We start from the raw sequence: 20,498 nt of genomic DNA, 5'->3' as shown, positions 1-20,498 counted from the left end.
TTGTAAAGTGCAACCCTTGAAAAAAGCGAGTTTTGCGTGCACAAAGCGCACGCAAAACTCAGCACTTCAACTTATCCCAAACTCACGTTACGCAATTTTATTGGATGGGCTGTGTTTTACCCATCACATCCAGCAAATTTGGAACGAGGACGAGCGCTACGAGCTGAGATTCAGTACTTTGGTGGTATTGCATTGTACGCCACCTATCCCTGTAGCCAGCTTATGGTTCAAGGTCAAATCAAGCAAAAGGCAGCCCTCGCATTACTCCTGTTTGTGCCCGCAGCCAGCCTTGGTATTGCGGCCCGATTGTACAGTCCTGGCCTATTTGGGGCAATCACCTTTGTTGCAACACGAGTATGGCTGATTGCACTGCCGCTGCTGTGGTTTCTAAAAGTGGATCGAGCACCTTTTACGCCCTCTCCTCCATCGGCGAAAGATTGGCGAACTGGACTGGGACTGGGGCTCCTCATGCTGAGCATCATCTGGATAGCTTACGTATTAGGACAGCACTGGCTCAACCCCATAACAGTTCAGGAAAAAGCCCAACAAGTTGGCCTTACAAACCCCACGCTTTACATCGTAAGCACCCTTTACTTTACATTCATCAACTCCTTCATCGAGGAATACACCTGGCGCGGGTTCGTCTATCGTCACTGCGAAACCCTTATCCCCGGTCTTGGCGCAGTTTGTCTTGCAGCTCTCTGCTTCACCCTGCATCACACCATTGCGCTGGCCGCTTACACAGGCAATGGGTGGGTTGTTCTATTAGGCTCTTTAGGGGTATTTAGCGCAGGGGCCTTGTGGTCCTGGTGCTATCTCACCTCTGGTTCTTTATGGGCCTGTTATATCAGTCATGTATTAGCAGATGTAGCGATCGCCCTCATCGGCTGGCAACTCCTCTTCAGCCCAACCATTTCCCTAACCTAAAACTTGCCCTGCCAGTGAAGCACTCCTACCGGCAAACCATACGAACTGACCTACATACCCCTCACAAACCTGATCCAAACCCCACCAATGCGAAGCGGCCTAACACCATCGGTATTTCGCCACAAAAAAAGCGACGGGCTAAACCGTCGCCTTTTTTAACTGAAAGAAAATGACTTAAAAGTCCTTAAACTGGGCGATCGCCTCATCCATCCGCTGAATCACCTCACTCACCGCCAGGGAACCCAACTCTCCAGACGCCCGAGTCCGAATGCTCAGCGCTTGAGCCTCGACTTCCTTGGCCCCAACAATTGCCATGACAGGAACTTTCTCCTTCTCAGCATTGCGGATCATCTTGCCCAGACGTTCGCCGCTCTCGTCAACTTCCGCGCGGATATTGTGCGATCGCATCTGCTCCACCACCTGACGGCAGAACGGCAAAAACTCCTCCGTCACCGGCAGCAAACGGGCCTGAACCGGAGCCAACCAGAGCGGAAAATCCCCTGCATATTCCTCAATCAAGATCCCAATTAACCTCTCTAAAGAGCCAAAAGGTGCCCGGTGAATCATCACAGGACGTTGACGAGAACCATCTTCCGCCACATATTCCAGGTCAAACCGCTCCGGCAGGTTGTAGTCTACCTGCACCGTCCCCAACTGCCATTCCCGCTCCAGAGCATCCTGAACCATAAAGTCCAGCTTGGGACCATAGAAGGCCGCTTCCCCAACCCCCATGAAGTGAGGCAAGCCCAGGGTTTCAACCGCGCGCTGAATCGCATTCTGAGCCTTTTCCCAGGCATCATCACTTCCAATGTACTTATCGGAATTGGGGTCACGGAAGCTGAGACGGGCCTTGAAGTTCCCCAAGTTAAGAGCCTTAAACACCGTCTGGATCAGGTCTACAACCTTCAGGAATTCATCATCCAACTGATTCGGCGTCACGAAGAGGTGAGCATCATCCTGGGTAAAGCCGCGAACCCGCGTCAGACCGCCCAGTTCCCCCGACTGCTCATAGCGATAGACCGTACCAAATTCCGCTAGACGTAAGGGCAGGTTTCGGTAAGAGCGCAGCTCAGACTTATAAATCTGCACGTGGAATGGGCAGTTCATCGCCTTCAGCACAAACCCCTCTTCCTGCTGACGGGTTTCGTCGTTATCTGACATCAGCGGGAACAGGTCATCCCGATACTTCTGCCAGTGCCCCGAAGTCTTGAACAAATCTACCCGTCCGATGTGAGGAGTCACAACAGGAAGATAACCCCGCCGGATTTGCTCCTGCTTCAGATAATCCTCCAACGTGGAGCGCAGGAGAGTGCCTTTTGGTGTCCACAGAGGCAAACCTGGGCCAACCAGATCACTAAATACAAACAGCCCCAGTTCTTTGCCCAGCCTGCGGTGGTCGCGACGAATGGCCTCTTCCTTGCGGCGTTTGTACTCAGCGAGCTGCTCAGGCGTCTCCCAAGCGGTACCGTAGATACGCTGCAATTGCGCCTTCTTCTCGTCACCTCGCCAGTAAGCTCCAGCCACGCTCTCCAGATCGATCGCATCGGGATTAATCATCTCCGTGTTCTCGACGTGAGGACCCGCACAGAGATCCCACCAGGCCTCTCCCAGGTGATAAATGGTGATCGGCTCTTTCAGGTCCTCCAGGATTTCAAGCTTGTAAGGCTCCTGGATGGACTGGATCCGCTTCGTCGCTTCTTCTCGACTCACCTCTTCGCGGATAACCGGCAGCTTACGGCGGATAATTTTAGCCATTTCTTTTTTAATAGCCTTGAGATCTTTCTCGGTGAAAGGTTCTGGGCTATCAAAGTCGTAATAAAACCCGTTCTCGATCCAGGGGCCAATTGTCACCTGGGCCTTAGGAAAGAGTTTCTGCACTGCCATCGCCATAACGTGCGACGCAGTGTGACGAATCTTTTGGAGGGTTTCGGATTCGCTGGTCTTGGGCAGATAGATCTTTTCCGCTGGAGAAGGAGCCACGGGTGGCAGATCGTTTGGCATTGGATTGAACACTTTAGGAATAACAACGTATGACGGGCGGGGGGAATGCCGATAACATTCATCACCGTCTAGCCGCCACCCTCTGGATGGCAGTTCTTCTATCTTAAGCCGTCAAATTCGCAAGGGGTGACCTTTATACCAAATGAAGCTGAGTCTTATGATCTGAGCCCTGACGGGTAGGGCTTAGACCATAGGACTCAGTTTCGTATTGAAAAAAATATCATAGTCAGCTCTACATAGCCCGAACTTAAGTCCTATAGATCAATAGATCAAGAGCCATACCTGACCCTATAGTCAACGTGAACAGACACAGTAGTGACTTTAGTCAGACCATTTGACGCAAACCTTAATTTTGTATATAGAAGACACACAAAGCCAAAATTGAGAAAAACTATGTGAACTATAGCTTTGCCATAGTCATGAAAAATTATTACGAAACGTAAATCGCGTTAAGATTACCAGTAATGTAGGAACAAGTTTTATAAAATCAGATGTTTGACGCGCATCCCCCAGAGCAAGAGGTCCTGAGTTCATTGCTGAAGCCGCTCCTGGAAGATTTTCAGTATTGGTTTGGGCGATCGCGCACCCTGCTTGAAGAACAAACGATTGATTTTTTAGGGTCAGAGGCACAAGCAGCTCTGCTAGAGAAAATCAAACAGGCTGAGCAGGAAGTTCGTACTTCTGAGCTTCTACTAAATGCAACGGATGGTCAGGCTGGCGTAGAAACAGGGGTTTTAATGAACTGGCACCGTCTGGTTTCCGAATGCTGGCAAGTGGCTATCCGTTATCGTTTAGAGTCCTCTCCACAACAAAATTAAACCGATTAAGATCTAAATACAGCGCTCTGCATACAAGCACACCCCCGTATGTTGCACTTACTTTATATCCTCGCTTTTACCATTCTGGCTTTCCTGGCGGTTATGAACATGGTTCGTAACCTGATGACGCTTGGCTCAGAGGCCAGTCGGCCTGTAGGTTCCGGGAGACCGGGTTCAGGGCAACGGCGTAATCCCCCTCACCCTGAGTTGGTTGACGAAAGTGGCAGCTTGATTGACGAACCCTATTTGGTGATGAAGTCAATCTCAGTAGATGATGCCCGAGAACGTCTGGATGCTCTGTACGAATCCTCTCCTGGCCCTAGCACGCTAGATAAAGGCCCAGATGAAAGCTGAGGTTTGAGATGCAGAGCGAGGGTAGGTTGCATCTATCCCTCTAAGTTTTTAAGAACAGGTCAGAAAATCTCACCCGTTCTATTCAAAGGGAAGTGCGCGGTTTAATCGCACTTCCCTTTTTGTCATGCCTTATGGGATGAGCGTCTTGCCCATTTGGATCTTTACTCCCGTAGTGCATGGACTACAGGTAAGTTTTTGGACAGAAATCTTTGTAGTGGTACTTCGAGGGAGTGGGTAGGTGTCAATAGTCCTACTTGGAGGTGCATCGCCCTCCAAACCTCCCGACTCGGGGACGGGGTGCCCCTCCCCCAGACCCTCTAGGCAAGGAGATTTTGCAAGGGTGGTGTTAGGCCGCTTCGCATCTGTGAGGTTTTGATCAGGTTTGGGTGATGAGATTGCACCTCGTACTAGACCTCCTGTGTTGAATATTGTGCGGCTCTGCCGCATAACATTCAATGCCCTTAACAAGTGCTTTAAGCTTTCACAGGAACTCCAAAGCTAGCCAAGAGTTCTGTTCCCACTTGAACGTAATCTTGCCAGCCTTCTAAAGCGCGGGGATCTTTGATGGCGGCGATCGCAGTTCCTGCTTGAGCTGCTTTCTGGTAAGCCGAAAGGCGGCGGATACCGGTTTCGAAGACAGGCATTTTTGCGTCCTGAAGCATGGCTTTGACGCGATCGCCATCCCTATTTGGCTTGGGTGGCACAATCGTAATCAAAATTCGGTAGCGGGTTGCGCCTACCTCGTGGAGATGTTCCAGGGTCAATGTCAGGGCATCCAGGGCCAGGACATCTGGCGTTGTAGGTAGCACCAGCAAATCACAGCCGTCGGTAAGTAGGGCCAAATCTTCGTGGGCAGGGCGGGCGCGGGTGTCGATCACCACGTAATCGAAGCGGCGGATACGGGAGGGCGATCGCCACTCATCAATCACTTCAAAGGGAAGGCTACCCCGGCTAGCCCAGGTCGTTGCCGAACGGTTGGGATCCGCATCAATCAGCAGAGTTTCTCCCTGGGTTTGCAAAAATGCCGCCAGGTGAATAGCCGTTGTGGTTTTGCCAACCCCACCTTTAAAACTGGCGACGGTAATGATCATCGAAGGTACAGACGTCCTATCCTACAAATCGTCGTTGGTTGTTATAAAGAGGACAGGCTCTATCCCGGCCTTAACAACCACTTTCCCATTGTCGAGGCTGGTGCCACGGTTTTGGGTTCCCTTTCCGGCAAAATGAAGAAGTAGCCGCCTTGATAGTCTGCCCATGTTGACCGAGCAAAATCCCAGAAAAGAACCGACCTGGCTTACGATTATTCGGCTGCTGCGCTGGCATAAACCCGCCGGACGCCTCATTCTCATGATCCCTGCACTGTGGGCAGTGGTACTGGCATCTCGCGGTGCGCCGCCGCTGCTCCTGGTGGGCATTATTGTCCTCGGCACCCTGGCTACTAGCGCCGCGGGCTGTGTCATCAACGACCTCTGGGACCGAAATATTGACCCACAGGTGCAGCGTACCCGCACTCGCCCTTTGGCTTCCCGTGCCCTGACAATTCAAACGGGCATTGTGGTTCTGCTGGTGTCTCTCCTGTGTGCTTATGGCTTGTCCCGCTTCTTAAATCCATTGAGTTTTTGGCTGTGTGTGGCGGCAGTTCCGGTCATTCTGCTATACCCCGGTGCAAAGCGAGTGTTTCCTGTGCCGCAGTTGGTGCTGGCGATCGCCTGGGGGTTTGCCGTCCTGATTAGCTGGACAGCGGTCACTGGCTCTTTAGAGCCTGCTACCTTCTGGCTTTGGGGGGCAACCGTTACATGGACCCTAGGCTTTGATACGGTATACGCTATGGCTGATCGAGAAGACGATCGCCGGATTGGGGTAAATTCCAGCGCATTATTTTTTGGCAAACACGCACCGTTAGCTGTGGGTATCTTTTTTGCCGCGACGGTGGTGTTGCTAGCGATCGAGGGCGTCGCATTATCCCTCAACTGGATGTATTGGTTAACAGTGGTGTTTGCAGCGATCGCCTGGGTTCGTGAAACCTGGCAGTTGACGCCATCGCAACCTCACCCATCCATCTATGGCAAAATTTTTGGTCAGAATGTTTGGATTGGTTTCATCCTTCTGGCTGGCATGATTCTTGGCAGTCTCTAATATTTTTTCAATCTGAGATTGTGTATGAATAACCTGTAAAAGTTTTTGAGGGAGAAGCGGCTAAGCCGCTTCTCCCTCAAAAACTTTTATTGATAATTCTAAATAACCTGAGTCCGGTTTAAGTAACCTTAGTTCGGGATAAGCCCAAAAGCCCATTTTTGCGTGCGCGAAGCGCACGCAAAAATGGGCTTTTTCGAGTGCCGCGCTTTGCGCGGCACTCGAAAAAGCCCTTAACCCGAACTGGGGTTAAGTACAGGAGAAAAATTAAAACCCTTCCAAAACCTGAGTTTTTTGTTGCAGTAGCTTTGTCACGGCAACGAAAAAATTCGGGTTTAGAGGTTTTGCTTGAGGTTGAGCTTTTTAGTAAAGTGCGTTCTTCCCTTCGTGGCTGATTTTAAGAAGCTTTACTGCCCCTTCCCCAAATCTTTCAAAACCCGTCATAACAGCAGATAAAGCCCACGTCTTTGTCTTGACATGAACCCCATTGCCAGTTGTCCCGGTTGCGCCCGTTCCCTTGGTCGGTTTGAAGCAGACGGACGGTTTCGTGCCACTTGCTTTAATTGCCGACTCAAAGTGGAAGGATTTTGGGGCAGGTTATCTCACTGGCATTCAAAAGGTGAGCCACTGTTATACCTGCACCCTCAATTACCCAAGTTATTTCGACGCCGCTACGAGTTTCGCATTGCGACTCCAGGCCGTGAGTTAAAGCTTCTGAAGTTCACAACCCCCGGACTCGTTGATCAGGTACCCGCAAGGCCGGGCGATCGCATTGGCATTCTCTATTCGGGTAGCGCCGATCACCTGGAGAAGCTGATGGCAATTCAGAATTATTCCCTGGGACAAACCTTCCGGCCCAGCGCCGCAATTCCTAGCACGGCCCATCTATGGAAGGTACGGGGTGGGATGTCTGCCGCACTGGGCATTAGTGCTCTCATTGGTGGGGTTAATCTGGGCATCATCACAGCCGCAGCCGTCGCTATTTCGCTGCTCTCTCGCATTGACAGTGCGGCTGAACTATCCAGTCCGCCATTGCGGCGCGATCGCCCCGATGAGGTGCGTTTGATGGCTGAACTCAAGTTGGTACAGCAAAAGGCCGACTTACAGTACCACAGCGAAGTTTTAAAGCAAGAAATTCAGGAGCACCGAGAGTTAATTAAACGGTTCCAAACCCTTCGCAGTAAGATGATGGCTCACAATGCCAGCCTCTACGCACCTCGGGTTAGCCGTCTTGAAGGGGCAATTCAGCTGCTCAAACAACGTATTAACCATACCCAGCAGCTTATTGAGGGCTACCAGCAGACAACACAGATGCTGGATATTGAATTAGAGGCCGCTAGTTTGGCCGATCGCCTTCCCAATGCCGATGATTTCACGCGTCAGGTATTGAAACGGGTGGAGGAACTGCGGGCGATCGAAGCCGAACAACAGGCCGCTTGGCAACGGGTACAAAGCCGCTCAGATTTTTATCGTCTTGTCCAGGGAACTTAACACGTCACAACAACAAAGAAGGGCGGCACTTTGTGCCGCCCTTCTTTGAAAGATTCACCTGAGTTCGGGTTAAGGGTATTCGGGCCTACTCTAAATTGAGGCTAAATTATGCCGTTTGAATCCAAAGCAAACGTGAATCTTCTAAGCGCTTTAACCATGCCATGATATGCGCACGATTAGCCTCCTGCTCTGCCGGATTGGTTGTATCCAACGGGTGTGGCATCAGGCCAAAAACGGTGGCCGTCGTCACACAGAACATAGACTTTTGGAAGCTGACGCAAATTTTAACCCGCAGGTCATCCTCACCCCGTCCTTTCTGCTGGTAAAACCTATGCAGATAATCTGGGATGAAATGCCGCATATCCTGCATGAGAAGCGTTGGTGGAATTCCGGCTCCTCCGACAGGCAATGGATCAGCAAACAGTGCCCCGTAGTTAAAGTCCCCCTGTTCAGGAGAAATCTGATTGGCTTGAGCGTTATAGGAAACCGTTCCAAAGAATGGGAACGATCGCAGAAAGACCGCTTCTACATAGGGCAACGCCGTATCCACCAGGAAAGTCAACCCAGCAGACTTTGGAATGATGTCGTAGGATTTGCCCTTGATTTCGACCGTGTAAGTAATTGGTTTAGCCGCAGCATTAACCAGACCCTGCTTAACATGCTCTACCACATCGGCAATGGAACGAATTTCTCCCTGGTCATACCGATCTGACAGCTTCAAGAACATGTCACTCATCACTTCCCAAAACTGCCCTAAGCCGCTGTAGAAACAGAGCTGTCGCACCTGTTCCACTAAGAAATTCGGCATTAGACCATTCAACCCTGACATCAACGGGTTACTCTTCACCTTGGCCTGGATAGCAGCTTTTGCGTTTTGTTCAAACTCGGGGGTATCCAGGTAAGCATCCAGACCACCGCCACCATGCCAGAACATAGCCTTCATGCAATATTCAGCAAATTCATAATTGATGCGATCGTGCCACCAGTGCCGCAGCAGCTTTTGTGTCGTCACGTCCCCATTGAAATATTTGAAAAAGGGAAACAACACCAAAAACTGATGGTCTGCAATGTAGGTCAGGTTGCGCCAGTAAGCACCCAGTACAATGCCGTAGCTCTTGAGAATCCCTACGACTTCCAGCAAGTTTTCGGGAGTATCGGGTAGCAGTGCTCCTCCCGACTGGACACGCTCCAACAGGCCGTTTAGGGCAGGATTGGTTGGCTTAGCTTCGAGACTTACCATAGAGTATCGATCACTGCGAAACGATAGGAAGAGGAGTAACAGAAGGTGTTGCTAAAGCAGTGGCAGTTGGCGTAGTTGGGGGAACTCCCAGGGCTACGCTGGTTTGTTCACTCCAGCGCAACATCCAACCCGGCTGTAAGCCAAAGATAATGACCAGCGCGACCATAATGATGGAGGGAATGCGATCGCTCCAATAAATCCGGGGCAGGTTTGACAGACTCTCGGGCAAGCGTCCAAAAAAGGCCCGGTTCACCAAATTCAGGAAATAGACGGCGGTCAACGCGGTACCAAGCATACACAGCAAGGTTTGTACCGGAAACACCGTAATGCTGGCTCGGTAAACAATAAACTCTGCAATGAAGCCCACCATGCCAGGAATTCCTGCGCTGGCCATAGCCCCCACAACCATAAGCGTGCCAATCAACGGTAAACCCCGTTCCGGAGCCAACAAGCCCCGCAAAATGTTGACATCGCGGGTACCGGTTTTCTCGTAAATCACCCCAACCAGTAGGAAGAGGAGAGCCGAGATCAAGCCGTGGCTGACCATCTGGGCGATCGCCCCTGCCAAGCTCAGGGGGGTCGCTGCCGCCACAGCCAGCAAGATGTAACCCATGTGACCGATAGAGCTATAGGCCACGATTTTCTTCATATCGGTCTGGGCGATCGCCACGAACGACCCATACAGCACGTTAATAACGGCAAAGATAGCGATGGCTGGAGCTAATACATGCCAGGCTTCCGGGAAAAGCCCCAGACCAAAGCGCATGATGCCATAGGTACCTAGCTTCAGCAGGACACCCGCCAGTAGCACAGATGCCTGAGTGGGTGCTTCCACGTGAGCATCGGGCAACCAGGTATGAACAGGTACCACCGGAATTTTGATACCAAACCCAATCAGTAGGGTAGTCAGCAAGGCGAGCTGAGTCGCCAGGGGCAGGCCATGATCGAGTAACCGAGCATAGTCAAAGCTACCCACACCACTTAACAGGGCCAACCCGAAGAAACCTGCCAGCAGCAAAATGCCAGAAATGGCGGTATAAATCAAAAACTTCATGGCGGCATAGCCCCGCCGTGCTCCCCCCCAGATGGCAATCATCAGGTAGAGCGGAATCAATTCCACCTCGTAGAACAGGAAGAACAGCAGAAGATTCTGAGCAAGGAATGCTCCAGCCACCCCAGCAGACAGCACCAACATCAAGCTGTAGTAAAGCTTCGGACGATTGACGTCTGGTTTGCTGCTGTAAACCACCAGGAACACTAACAAGCTATTCACGGCAATCAGAGGCAATGACAGACCATCGACCCCCATCTGGTAGGTCAGCCCTAAGGGCTCAATCCAGTTCAGGGATTCGATGAACTGCATCCCTGGAATCGCAGGGTCAAACTGCGCCATGATTACCCCTGTCCAGAGCAGCACCAGCGTGGCGATCGCCAATGTCAGTTGCCGCAGCCGCGCTGCCGTCAACGAAGCCGGTGCCAGGGCAATGAATAAAGCCCCTAGCAGTGGCAATCCAATCAACACACTCAGCATGACTGTCCCGTTCTCCCTTGCAATGCCTACCCAACACTCGACCCGTTCAATCCGCTTCAGCATCCAGGCAGCAAGCCTGTTGCCTCCTCTCTGCCGTCTGCCTTACAAAAAGGCAAAACCCAGCCAGGCAATCCCCACAATCACGCCAACAAACAACGTCAGCAGATAATTACGGGATTGTCCCGAGATTGTATATTTCAAGCTTTCGCCCCCCAGAATGGACGCGACACCCATCAGGTTAATCATGCCGTCTATGACGTAGCGGTCAAACCAGGCGATCAGAACCGCCCCCTGGCGCACCGCAAAAACAACCGTGACGCGATAGAGCTGATCTGTGTGAAAGTCATAAGCCAGAATGTTTTGCAGAACCTTCCACCCACGGCCCCGAAGTTCGGGCGATCGCGGTGTTAAATACAACGCTGCCGATAAGCCCACCCCAACAGCACTGGAAAAAAGCAGTGCTCCTGTCGCCATCCAGTTCATATCTTCCATCGGCGGTAGAAGATTCCACTGCCACAGCATGACCGGTACCAGCAGCGTCGCGATCGTCAGAGAAATCGAGGGTACTGCCAGTGACCAGGGCACTTCTGGAGCCCGACGCGTTTTAGGCTGTGGCTCACCCCAAAAGATGAGACCAAAGACCCGCATCAGGTTAAACGCGGTCAAACCATTCACCAGAAGCAGAATTAGCAACAAACCAGAGGAATTTTGAGCAACCGCACTGGCCCACTGCTGCATTGACCAGAAACTGCCCAGGGGCAAGAGGGCCACCATACCCAGCGCACCCACCACATAAGAGAGCACCGTTGCGGGCATCCGAGAACCCAAGCCGCCCATCTCGGTCAAGTTCTGGGTACTGGTCGTCAGAATAATAGAACCCGTACTCATAAACAGCAGCGCTTTGGCCATCGCGTGGGTAAACAGGAACAACAGCGCCGTATCCTGTTGTTGCATCCCTACAGCCAAAAACACCAACCCCAGATAGGCACTGGTTGAGTGACTCAACGCCCGTTTAATGTCGATCTGGGCAATTGCTACCAAAGATGCCCCGACGGCTGTCACCGCTCCCAATGTCATCAAAACTGTTAGGGCAACCGGAGACAACGCCAGCACAGGCTCAAGGCGAATCAGAACGTAGGCACCACATGCCACGACCACTGAGTTTCGCAGGATGGAAGCAGGGTTAGGGCCTTCCATCGCCTCATCGAGCCACAAGTTCAGGGGGAATTGAGCACACTTACCGACCGGCCCGAATATTAGCGCCAGTCCGAGCAGCGTGGCGACGAGGGGCGACAGTTGTGCCGTTTCGGCCCAGATGCTGAGCTGACCAAAGTCAAGGGTTCCGGCGATCGCACTCAACGACACCACACCCATCAGCAGCAATAAATCTCCAACACGCTTGGTCAGGAAAGCATCCCGAGCTGCCGTAACCACCAATGGTTGCGCATACCAGAAGCCGACCAGCAGGTATGTGGAAAGCGTGAGAATCTCCAACAGAGCATAGCTCAAGAACAGAGAATCACTCAGAGCCAAGCCTGTCATGGCCCCCTCAAAGAAACCCATGAGCGCATAGAAGCGGGCCAATGCCCAATCCTTTTCCATGTAGCCCAGGGTGAAGATCTGCGCCAGCAGGCTTAGCGCGGCAATTAGCACAGCAGCCCCTAAGCTGATACGCGACAATTCCACAGAAAGGGTCAACTGCAAATCCATGAAGTTGAGCCAGGGGCGGTCGATATGGAGTACTGGCAAATCCCACACGATGAACAGCAGAGTCACTGCATGCCCCAGGGACAGCAAAGTCATCAACACATTAAAGTAAGCCGCAGGTCGGGGGCCAGTACGCTGAATTATCCCCGTTGACCAGGGCAAGGTCAGCAAGGCTCCCAGCAAGCCATACAGGGGTACCCACCAGACCGTATCCACCAAGAACTGTGCCATCCGCAACCGATCCTCAAAGAATAATTCGCCAGAAGTACACTATGCCCCACCCAGAGGATATAAGCAGCCTACAGGCCAACTCAACCTTTAAGCCATACCTGGCTAACCCAAATCTCATCACCAAACTGCATACAAACGAATTATTTGCAATACCAGCTGGGAATGAACTAACCCTCCATTAGAGCCTGGAATCGACGATATGACCCGAGTCAATCCGCAACCCAATCGATCTGAGCCACGCCTGTATCGTCGAAGGACACAATTCCAAGCTCAACGTTAATAAATTAGTGGGAATTATATCACTTCCAGCAAAAGCTTTTACAAAGTGTAAACAAAAAGGATTGCGCTTTGAAAAACAATATTGCAAGCCTTTAAGACAATACTTTTAATACAAAGACTTTCTCCGCTGCATCTATCCAACAGCATAGAGACACCCGGCAGAAAAATTATCCAAACTTTACAACTAAACACAAAAAAGTATTTTTACAAAACAACAGAAATACGCTTAGTGAATACCTTTTAAGCTTTCAAAATTCTTTGCTAAAAGTTCTATAATTAGCACCCTTTCTTCTTACAATTAACGATGGTCTATATATCAGCTTCCATCTATTTATTCAGGAGGTGTTTCGATCCACAATCTAAGCTCAACAAGAGTAAACCGGGTCCGTTTTCGGGAACGGTATTAAATACTTGCAGGGAGAAAGGCGATCGCGCCCTGGTAGTATAATCCGCGATTATATCCAGTATAAAAACAATCACTTTGGTTTATATTGCCAAAGCTACACACCTCCCTGTATTCTGACGATCGGGAACTGAGAGGTGCATTCCCAATTAAAATCAGGTGGTTGCCGTTTTCTCAGACGAGAACTGCGGTGAGGAGTCACTCTATCTTCTGCACCATCTTGCTTACGGCTTCATACGAACAGAGTGTCGGAGGTCAGTTGGGCAAGGTTTATTAGAAGATCCTGTCAGAGCCGTTGTTATTAGAGCGTACGCGAGCAGATTAAGCCATCACTTTAGCGAACCTAATAACGACATATCAAATATCTATCTGACAGAAGGGTAAGAAGGGTTTCTTTGCAACCTGCTTTTATAAGCCCAACTTTGTTGAGGTTGACTTGATCTTTTGGTCATAGCCTCTGGGTTTTGGCGGTTTTAAGGGGCTGTCTGTAGCTCTGCGATCGCTAATGGGGAATTTCTTGCTGGATGGACTTCATCCCGCTGGGAGCACCTGCTGAATTTAAATAACTTGAACAGTTGACATTCTGGAAGGGAGAGAACGATGGCTATTGCAGTTGGCATGGTAGAAACGCTGGGCTTCCCCGCCGTAGTTGAAGCAGCGGACGCCATGGTGAAGGCGGCACGGGTAACCCTGGTGGGTTATGAAAAGATCGGTTCCGGTCGCGTTACCGTAATCGTTCGTGGCGATGTTTCTGAAGTTCAGGCTTCTGTTGCTGCCGGTATCGAGAACGTGAAGCGAGTGAATGGAGGCCAGGTGCTCTCTACACACATCATCGCGCGTCCCCATGAGAACCTCGAGTACGTTCTGCCGATCCGCTACACCGAAGCGGTTGAAGCATTCCGTGAGAGCGTGAGCGGTATCCGCCCCGTTAACCGTCCGTAATCCTAATGCAGATTGCAAAAGTATGCGGAACCGTTGTTAGTACTCATAAAGAACCCAGTCTCCACGGTGTCAAATTCCTGCTTCTCCAATACATCGATGAGCAGGGCGACCCACTTCCTGAGTTTGAAGTGGCAGCTGATACCGTTGGGGCTGGATGGGGAGAGTGGGTTTTGGTAAGCCGGGGTAGTGCGGCTCGGCAAACCCCTGGAGGAGAAACTCGGCCTCTAGATGCTCTCGTCATTGGGATTATTGACACGGTCAGCTTCGACAATCATCTGCTTTACAGTAAGCGAGACCAAGATCGGTAGTCGTTCTGATATAGCTTTTTTCCAATCAAGGTTTGGCATCTTTATAGATATCTAACTTTTTAAGAAAAGAGCATTTAGGCGACCCTGCTGAGCTAATTTCAAGAGCGTGAGCGATGGGGCAACGAACATGTGGAATGCAGCGCTGAGCCAGTCCACGTTGAGCGTTCGCCCGATCGCTTTACGCCGTTTCAAATCTTTATCATGCTCTCTTGATATTGATGACAGAACGGCAGCTCATGAAGACTACTGAGCAATAGATTCTGAGATTGGCTCCTGAAATTGGCGTAAACCCTAGCGACGCCTGGCACGACAGGAGAAGTAATGACAATGGTGGCTCACGCAAGTGTAACTCCCCCGACGACGGGGCAGCCACGCCTTTCAATTCATAAAACAGCCCAGGTACATGCCTTTTCCCAGGTGGCGGGAGATGTATACGTGGGAGCCGACGTACTGATTGCACCCGGTTGTTCGATTCGGGCCGACGAGAGTAGCCCTTTCCATTTAGGGGATGCCAGCACTGTTGAAGAAGGTGCCATTATTCATGGGCTACCACAGGGTAATGTATTAGGAGACGACCAACGCCCGTACTCCGTCTGGATCGGTCAGCGAGTCACGCTGACGCACATGGCCCTGGTACATGGCCCAGCTTACGTAGGGGATGACTGCTTCATTGGTTTTCGCTCGACGGTCTTTAATGCGAGGGTTGGCCAGGGTTGCATCGTAATGATGCACGCACTGATCCAGGATGTTGAAGTACCGCCTGGTAAGTTTGTTCCGTCCGGTTCGATTATTACAACCCAACAACAAGCCGATCGCTTGCCCGATGTGCAATCGGTTGATGTTAATTTTTCTACGCAAATTGTGGGGATTGCGGACGCTCTGCGGGCAGGAGCACCCAGTACTGGGAACGCTATCCCTATGGCTCCGGCTCGATCTGCTGCTATCTCGCCGCCAGAAAGTTCTACTCGTTCCAGCTACAAACCCGATATGCAAAATACACAATTAAACCCGGAAGTTGTTGACCAGGTGCGGCACCTGCTGGCACAGGGGCTCCGCATTGGTACCGAACATGCTGACAAGCGCCGTTTTCAAACCAGTTCCTGGTATAGCTGTTCGCCCATCCAGGCTAATCGCGAGTCTGAAGTGCTGTCTGCTTTAGAAGCCTGTCTGGCCGAGCATGGGGGCGAGTACGTACGGATGTTTGGTGTTGATACTCGCAATAGACGTCGCATTGGTGAGTTGGTAATTCAGCGTCCCAACGGCAATACTTCCAATGGTTACGCTTCCCGCAACAGCGCTCCGGCTCCCAGCAGCTACAGCTCCTCCAGCAGCTACAGCCAGCCCAGCAGCGCTCCTGCCAGCAACTACCGTGGGGGTCTGGATCCGTCAGCGGTTGAACAAGTACGTGGTTGGTTGAGCCACGGCTTCCAGGTGGGCATGGAGCATGCGGATCATCGCCGCTTCCAAACTAGCTCCTGGCATAGCTGCACCCCCATTCGCTCTAGCCGAGACAGCGAGGTGCTGGCCGGACTAGAAGCTTGCCTGGCCGAGCACGGGGGTGAGTATGTTCGCATCTTTGGGATTGATGCTCGTAACAAGCGTCGGGTTGGCGAAATTATTGTGCAGCGTCCTGGCGGCAACAGCAGCAATGGGCAATCTGCTCGCCCTGCAGCTCCCGCGCCTTCTTACAGCTACTCCAACTCGGCTCCGGCTTCTAGCAGCGCACCCAGTGGTGGCAACACTGGCTTGAGCCCTGAGGTTGTTGATCAAATTCGCGGGTGGGTGAGCCAGGGTTGCCGCATTGCCGCTGAGCATGCCGATGCCCGTCGCTTCCAGACCAGTTCCTGGACGAGCTACGGCATCCTTGAAGGTGACGTTTTTGCTGCGTTAGAACAGTGCACCAAGGCAAACAGCAAGCACTACGTGAAGGTTTACGGGGTTGATCCTCAAACCAAGCGTCGGGTTGGTGAACTGATTGTTCAACGTCCCTCCCGTTAAGTTCTATCAAGATTTTTTAGGGGCCTGTGGCCCCTAGAGAATTTCAAAGATACATCTGCGGGGCGATCGCCCCGCAGATGTCGTCAGTAAGCTTTTAAGATTTGCAGATATTAATCAAACGATTTTATTGGTGACAGGTTTCCAGACGGATGCACAGCTCCCTCCAAGCCGGAATACCTGAGATGAATGGCCACCTTGAGGCACAGAACCCAGAGATACCCTATTGGGTAGTAGGGGAGGTTGTTGTTGACCCAAGTGCGGCGATCGCCCCCGGCACATTACTATTAGCTGAACCCGGTTGCCGTCTCTTCATTGGCCCTGGGGTTTGCATGGGTACCGGAAGCATTGTGCATGGATTTGGTGGAGACTTAACCATTGAAGCTGGAGCGGTTGTTGGATCTGCAGCGCTTCTGTTGGGCAATGGTAAGATTGGAGCAAAGGCTTGCATTGGAGCCTCTGCTACCTTGGTAAACCCGACAGTCGAGGCGGGACAGATGATCCTTCAGGATTCTTACAATGGCTCGTTGGGCCTGGAAGGGGTTTTCGAACCGCCCTCTCCAGAAGATTTGGTGGCGGCAATCCCTGATGCACCTCGGACATGCGAGGTCAGTCCTCATGAGCAAGGTCCAGACTCAGATTCTGAAGCCAAATCCGTTGCGGAGCCTTCTCAAAATTCATCGGTTGGCGGCACTTCAATGCCTCCCATCGCCTCTCAGGTTTACGGCCTCGAAGCCTTCTACCGTCTAATGACAATGATATTTCCGAGTCGGGATTTTCCGACTGGATCACCTGCATTATCCAATACGCCCCCTGCAAGTCCGACCCACGATCTGCCTGAGGGCGGGGAGTCCTGATGACGTCAACGAATGACAAGGCGGCTCCATCTGTCAATCCAGCCCGTCCGGAACGGGACTTCGGCGATGCTGCCCTGGGAATGGTTTCTACCCGTAGCTTTCCGGCGATCGTCGGGACAGCCGATATGATGCTGAAATCATCTGGGGTAGCCCTGGTGGGATTTGAGAAAGTTGGAAGCGGTTACTGTACTGCCGTTGTTCGAGGCAATATTTCCGATGTCCGGATTGCCGTTGAGATGGGTGAGCAGGCCGCCAAAGGCTTTGACCAGTTCGTCTCAAAGTCCATCATTGCGCGACCGTCTCGGAATTTGGAGGCCGTGCTGCCCATCGGTAGTCGGTTAGCTCAGTATGTGTCTGATCGGGGTACCAGCCGCCTGAACCGCATGGCGGTAGGACTAATCGAAACCCGAGGATACCCGGCTCTCGTTGGGGCTGCAGATGCCATGCTCAAAGCGGCTGACGTGCATCTAGCTGCCACGGAAACCATTGGCTCAGGATTGTGTACGGCCATCATCCGAGGGCGCGTATCGGATGTGGCGATGGCGATCGAGGCGGGAATGCATGAGGCGGAGCGCATTGGTGAGCTTCACGCAGTCATGGTAATTCCTCGCCCACTGGAAGATTTGGAAGAGGTGCTGCCACTGGCAAGCTGCTGGATTGAGACACCCCGACCTCTGGTGCTACCGATTGAGCTCAAGCAGCGGGAGCAGGAAACTGTGGAGCAGCAAGCTCCTGCAGAAGAATCCCATCAACAACAAGCTCTCCCAGAACCAGGACCGGTAGCGCTACCAGATTTACGAGCGATTCCCCAGAAAGAACCCGAGGATGCGTAGCTAACACAAAGAGAAAGAGACAGCGGTGTCTCTTTCTCTTTGTGTTGATGGTCACTTTTATCAAAAGCAGGACTTACGCATCTATGTTGTAATTGGGGTGCGAAGCACCCCAATTACAACATAGATGCTCTAGATATAGCGGACTTGCGTAAGTCCTGAAAAGGACTTTTATTTCTGAACCTGCGTTGCCACTGAAACATTCGTGACAGCTGGATCCGTTTTGAGGCTATTCAAAGCCCGCTGCCGCCCTTCGATCGCAGCCGTCAAATCAGGCTTAAGCTGGAGCGCCTTATCGTAGGAGGAAAGTGCTGCATCGTACTTTTGCAACAGTTCCAACACCCGCCCGCGATCGTGCCAGGCCCAAGAATTATCGGGCTGAATTCGCAGCACCCGGTTGTAACAGACGAGCGCCTCGGCAGGCTTGTTGACCATCTCCAGAACGGCTCCTAACTTGAACCAGGCCAAATGGTCATCGGGTTGCAGTTTGACTACCTGGCTGTAGGATGCGATGGCTGCCTGGTATTGCTTCAGATTTTCCATGGCCATGCCGCGCATGAGCCAGGCTAAAGGGTCTTGGGGGTTGGCTCGGATAGCCGCTTCGCAAGAGGCGATCGCCTCTTCATAATGCTGCAATCCATACAATTGATCCACCTGCTTCAGCTGGCTGAGCAAGCGTTTGCGGCTCTGGATTGCCAGCTTAAAGTCGGGCTTGAGTTGAACGGCACGAGCGTAAGAAGAAGCAGCATCTTCATAACGCTGGGCCGCTTCCATAGCACGGCCTCGGTCATGCCAGGCCCAGTAGTTATCGGGCTGAAGTTCAATGACTTTGTCGTAGGAAGCGATCGCCTCATCCGCATACTCTAGATGCTCTAGCGCACGACCCCGCTTGAACCAGGCCAGATAGTCTTCAGGTTGCAGTTTGAGCACCTGATCGTAGGATTCTACTGCTTCGCCATACTGTTTCAGGTTGTCGAGAGCGATACCTCGCTTAAACCAAGCCAGATATTCATCGGGCTTAATTTGGAGCACCTTGTCGTAGCATTCTACTGAAGCCCGGTAGCGCTGTTGCTGAAACAGGTCATCCCCTCGCTCCATCCAAGCTAAGTGCTCTTCTAAGCTGTGGTGACGTACTGAAGGTAGGATAACAACTTCGTGGGTGGGAGCAGGGGATAGGCGTTGCAGAGCCTGAAGAGCATCGGCCGCTGTCTGATAACGCTGACGAAAATCGTAGCGGATCATTGTGTCGATGACTTCTGCCAATTCAACACTGACATCAACGCGATCGCGCCAAATGATTTCTCCAGTGCGGGGGTCTTCCGGAAGCTGACTGGGTTTACAGCGAGCCAGAGCTTGAATCCCTACAATACCCACGGCATAGACGTCGCTACTAAAGCGAGGCTTACCAGCAATTTGCTCATTGGGCATGTACCCGTTGGAACCGATGGCAATGGTAAAGCTGGTTTGTTGATTCAGGGTCTCAGACATCTGATGAACCCCAATTTGCTTCACGGCTCCAAAGTCGATCAGCACCACGCGCTGGTCACTGCGGCGTCGGATCAAGTTGGAGGGTTTGATGTCGCGGTGGATAACTTGTTGCTGATGGACAAATTCCAGAGTTTGCAGGATGTCTTGAAGCAGGTTGATGACATAGGATTCATCCTCCCCCTTGGCCGCTTTTAGCTCTTTGCTAATCAGCGTGCCTTCAATATATTCCTGTACGAGGTAAAACTCCTCGTTCTCTTCAAAGTGAGCATACAGACGTGGAATTTGGCTATGGCTTCCCAGACTGTAGAGTACCTGGGCTTCCCGATCAAATAACCGCCGCGCCGCTTGTAGAGACTCCGGATCGGTAACACGAGGTTTGAGTAGCTTGACCACACATAGGGGCTTACCGGGTAGGTGCTGATCGGCAGCCAGATAGGTTTGGCTAAACCCTCCCCCCCCTAAGTGACGAACAATTTGATAACGGCCCCCGATGGTTTTTCCCAACATACCTAAGCGAGGCTCCCGATGTTGTGTTTTGACGTGTGACGAATCAGGGGTCGGCTTCTCCTCACTGGGTCTTGAGGAGGTAGATGCCCATTGTTTTGCGGATATTACTTCTGCAGTAGACATATCTAGCATTCCCACAAAACTCCCTGATTCGATCGCACTTCAAGATTCATGACGTTGTTGAGCCGTTGGCTAAGCCCGGCAGAAGCCAGTTTTACGGGTAAGATGCAGTTATAGGCCTGGCTCTCTCCAGTATTTCCTATAAATTAATGAGTACGGCTAAAGACAGTTTCAAGATTGAATCAAGTTTTAGCTTAGCTTTGTTACTTTTCAACCGTGTAAACCGATCCGAACCGTAATTTCACGGGGACACTCTGCTGTAAATTCCTGGGCGCTTCTAAGACTTTGCAGTTTTTACGGAGGCGGATATCCCTGAGGCCACCTGGTTTTTCATTG

16 protein-coding genes are annotated in these 20,498 nt (G+C 51.7%); 10 read left to right on the top strand and 6 right to left on the bottom strand.

Annotated features, from left to right (window positions below):
* Window positions 1–111 precede the first annotated feature (111 nt).
* Window positions 112–927 carry a type II CAAX endopeptidase family protein gene (locus NDI52_RS06765; protein WP_199307873.1) on the top strand — a complete coding sequence of 272 codons (816 nt, stop codon included), beginning with the start codon at window positions 112–114 and terminating at the stop codon, window positions 925–927.
* A gap of 174 nt (window positions 928–1,101) precedes the next feature.
* Here the strand turns inward: NDI52_RS06765 and thrS are convergent, their stop codons facing one another.
* Window positions 1,102–2,928, bottom strand: coding sequence for a threonine--tRNA ligase (gene thrS / locus NDI52_RS06760; protein WP_190771872.1), 1,827 nt, complete (start codon window positions 2,926–2,928; stop codon window positions 1,102–1,104).
* Between the two features lie 491 nt (window positions 2,929–3,419).
* Between thrS and NDI52_RS06755 the strand changes: the two genes are divergently transcribed.
* On the top strand, window positions 3,420–3,746 hold the full coding sequence (locus tag NDI52_RS06755) for a DUF2605 domain-containing protein (RefSeq protein WP_190771873.1): 327 nt from the start codon (window positions 3,420–3,422) through the stop codon (window positions 3,744–3,746).
* 48 nt (window positions 3,747–3,794) lie between these two features.
* On the top strand, window positions 3,795–4,100 hold the full coding sequence (locus NDI52_RS06750) for a DUF2973 domain-containing protein (RefSeq protein WP_190771874.1): 306 nt from the start codon (window positions 3,795–3,797) through the stop codon (window positions 4,098–4,100).
* Window positions 4,101–4,573: 473 nt separating this feature from the next.
* Here the strand turns inward: NDI52_RS06750 and NDI52_RS06745 are convergent, their stop codons facing one another.
* The gene (locus NDI52_RS06745; protein WP_190771875.1) at window positions 4,574–5,191 is read right to left on the bottom strand and encodes a ParA family protein; all 618 of its coding nucleotides are present in this window, start codon (window positions 5,189–5,191) and stop codon (window positions 4,574–4,576) included.
* A 163-nt stretch (window positions 5,192–5,354) separates the two neighbouring features.
* Between NDI52_RS06745 and NDI52_RS06740 the strand changes: the two genes are divergently transcribed.
* Both NDI52_RS06740 and NDI52_RS06735 read left to right on the top strand, forming a co-directional pair.
* Entirely contained in the window at window positions 5,355–6,236 is an 882-nt protein-coding gene (locus NDI52_RS06740) for a 4-hydroxybenzoate solanesyltransferase (RefSeq protein ID WP_190771876.1), read from the top strand.
* Window positions 6,237–6,710: 474 nt separating this feature from the next.
* On the top strand, window positions 6,711–7,724 hold the full coding sequence (locus NDI52_RS06735; protein ID WP_190771877.1) for a hypothetical protein: 1,014 nt from the start codon (window positions 6,711–6,713) through the stop codon (window positions 7,722–7,724).
* A 106-nt stretch (window positions 7,725–7,830) separates the two neighbouring features.
* Here the strand turns inward: NDI52_RS06735 and NDI52_RS06730 are convergent, their stop codons facing one another.
* The 3 genes from NDI52_RS06730 to NDI52_RS06720 all read right to left on the bottom strand — a co-directional run bounded on the left by NDI52_RS06730 (window position 7,831) and on the right by NDI52_RS06720 (window position 12,433).
* The gene (locus tag NDI52_RS06730; RefSeq protein WP_190771878.1) at window positions 7,831–8,964 is read right to left on the bottom strand and encodes a CO2 hydration protein; all 1,134 of its coding nucleotides are present in this window, start codon (window positions 8,962–8,964) and stop codon (window positions 7,831–7,833) included.
* A 10-nt stretch (window positions 8,965–8,974) separates the two neighbouring features.
* Window positions 8,975–10,495, bottom strand: a complete 1,521-nt coding sequence (locus NDI52_RS06725; RefSeq protein WP_190789409.1) for an NADH-quinone oxidoreductase subunit M — start codon at window positions 10,493–10,495, stop codon at window positions 8,975–8,977.
* A 102-nt stretch (window positions 10,496–10,597) separates the two neighbouring features.
* Complete coding sequence (locus NDI52_RS06720; RefSeq protein ID WP_190771879.1) at window positions 10,598–12,433, bottom strand: NAD(P)H-quinone oxidoreductase subunit F; 1,836 nt, start codon at window positions 12,431–12,433, stop codon at window positions 10,598–10,600.
* A 1,282-nt stretch (window positions 12,434–13,715) separates the two neighbouring features.
* On the opposite strand from NDI52_RS06720, the gene NDI52_RS06715 reads away from it, so the two are divergent.
* The 5 genes from NDI52_RS06715 to NDI52_RS06695 all read left to right on the top strand — a co-directional run bounded on the left by NDI52_RS06715 (window position 13,716) and on the right by NDI52_RS06695 (window position 18,050).
* Window positions 13,716–14,057 carry a carbon dioxide-concentrating mechanism protein CcmK gene (locus tag NDI52_RS06715; protein WP_068507759.1) on the top strand — a complete coding sequence of 114 codons (342 nt, stop codon included), beginning with the start codon at window positions 13,716–13,718 and terminating at the stop codon, window positions 14,055–14,057.
* A 5-nt stretch (window positions 14,058–14,062) separates the two neighbouring features.
* Complete coding sequence (locus NDI52_RS06710) at window positions 14,063–14,365, top strand: EutN/CcmL family microcompartment protein (protein WP_190771880.1); 303 nt, start codon at window positions 14,063–14,065, stop codon at window positions 14,363–14,365.
* Between the two features lie 327 nt (window positions 14,366–14,692).
* A complete protein-coding gene (locus tag NDI52_RS06705; protein ID WP_190771881.1) occupies window positions 14,693–16,363 on the top strand; it encodes a ribulose bisphosphate carboxylase small subunit in 1,671 nt (556 codons plus the stop codon).
* Between the two features lie 149 nt (window positions 16,364–16,512).
* Window positions 16,513–17,217 carry a hypothetical protein gene (locus NDI52_RS06700; RefSeq protein WP_190771882.1) on the top strand — a complete coding sequence of 235 codons (705 nt, stop codon included), beginning with the start codon at window positions 16,513–16,515 and terminating at the stop codon, window positions 17,215–17,217.
* A gap of 80 nt (window positions 17,218–17,297) precedes the next feature.
* Window positions 17,298–18,050, top strand: coding sequence for a carbon dioxide-concentrating mechanism protein (locus tag NDI52_RS06695; RefSeq protein WP_347280052.1), 753 nt, complete (start codon window positions 17,298–17,300; stop codon window positions 18,048–18,050).
* 168 nt (window positions 18,051–18,218) lie between these two features.
* Here the strand turns inward: NDI52_RS06695 and NDI52_RS06690 are convergent, their stop codons facing one another.
* Window positions 18,219–20,165: a serine/threonine-protein kinase gene (locus tag NDI52_RS06690; protein WP_199307874.1), complete on the bottom strand. Its 1,947-nt coding sequence runs from the start codon at window positions 20,163–20,165 to the stop codon at window positions 18,219–18,221.
* Window positions 20,166–20,498 lie beyond the last annotated feature (333 nt).

This window comes from Leptolyngbya sp. PL-A3 (assembly GCF_039962325.1).
Taxonomy (GTDB): domain Bacteria; phylum Cyanobacteriota; class Cyanobacteriia; order Elainellales; family Elainellaceae; genus Vacuolonema.
The sequence above is the reverse complement of the archived record's forward strand: the minus strand, read 5'-3'. Positions and strand labels throughout refer to the sequence as shown.

Bases quoted from the DNA above. Each gene is read 5' to 3' on its own strand.
- thrS (WP_190771872.1), bottom strand. From the start codon at position 2,928: ATGCCAAACGATCTGCCACCCGTGGCTCCTTCTCCAGCGGAAAAGATC.
- NDI52_RS06755 (WP_190771873.1), top strand. From the start codon at position 3,420: ATGTTTGACGCGCATCCCCCAGAGCAAGAGGTCCTGAGTTCATTGCTG.
- NDI52_RS06750 (WP_190771874.1), top strand. From the start codon at position 3,795: ATGTTGCACTTACTTTATATCCTCGCTTTTACCATTCTGGCTTTCCTG.
- NDI52_RS06745 (WP_190771875.1), bottom strand. From the start codon at position 5,191: ATGATCATTACCGTCGCCAGTTTTAAAGGTGGGGTTGGCAAAACCACA.
- NDI52_RS06740 (WP_190771876.1), top strand. From the start codon at position 5,355: ATGTTGACCGAGCAAAATCCCAGAAAAGAACCGACCTGGCTTACGATT.
- NDI52_RS06735 (WP_190771877.1), top strand. From the start codon at position 6,711: ATGAACCCCATTGCCAGTTGTCCCGGTTGCGCCCGTTCCCTTGGTCGG.
- NDI52_RS06730 (WP_190771878.1), bottom strand. From the start codon at position 8,964: ATGGTAAGTCTCGAAGCTAAGCCAACCAATCCTGCCCTAAACGGCCTG.
- NDI52_RS06725 (WP_190789409.1), bottom strand. From the start codon at position 10,495: ATGCTGAGTGTGTTGATTGGATTGCCACTGCTAGGGGCTTTATTCATT.
- NDI52_RS06720 (WP_190771879.1), bottom strand. From the start codon at position 12,433: ATGGCACAGTTCTTGGTGGATACGGTCTGGTGGGTACCCCTGTATGGC.
- NDI52_RS06715 (WP_068507759.1), top strand. From the start codon at position 13,716: ATGGCTATTGCAGTTGGCATGGTAGAAACGCTGGGCTTCCCCGCCGTA.
- NDI52_RS06710 (WP_190771880.1), top strand. From the start codon at position 14,063: ATGCAGATTGCAAAAGTATGCGGAACCGTTGTTAGTACTCATAAAGAA.
- NDI52_RS06705 (WP_190771881.1), top strand. From the start codon at position 14,693: ATGGTGGCTCACGCAAGTGTAACTCCCCCGACGACGGGGCAGCCACGC.
- NDI52_RS06700 (WP_190771882.1), top strand. From the start codon at position 16,513: ATGCACAGCTCCCTCCAAGCCGGAATACCTGAGATGAATGGCCACCTT.
- NDI52_RS06695 (WP_347280052.1), top strand. From the start codon at position 17,298: ATGGTTTCTACCCGTAGCTTTCCGGCGATCGTCGGGACAGCCGATATG.
- NDI52_RS06690 (WP_199307874.1), bottom strand. From the start codon at position 20,165: ATGTCTACTGCAGAAGTAATATCCGCAAAACAATGGGCATCTACCTCC.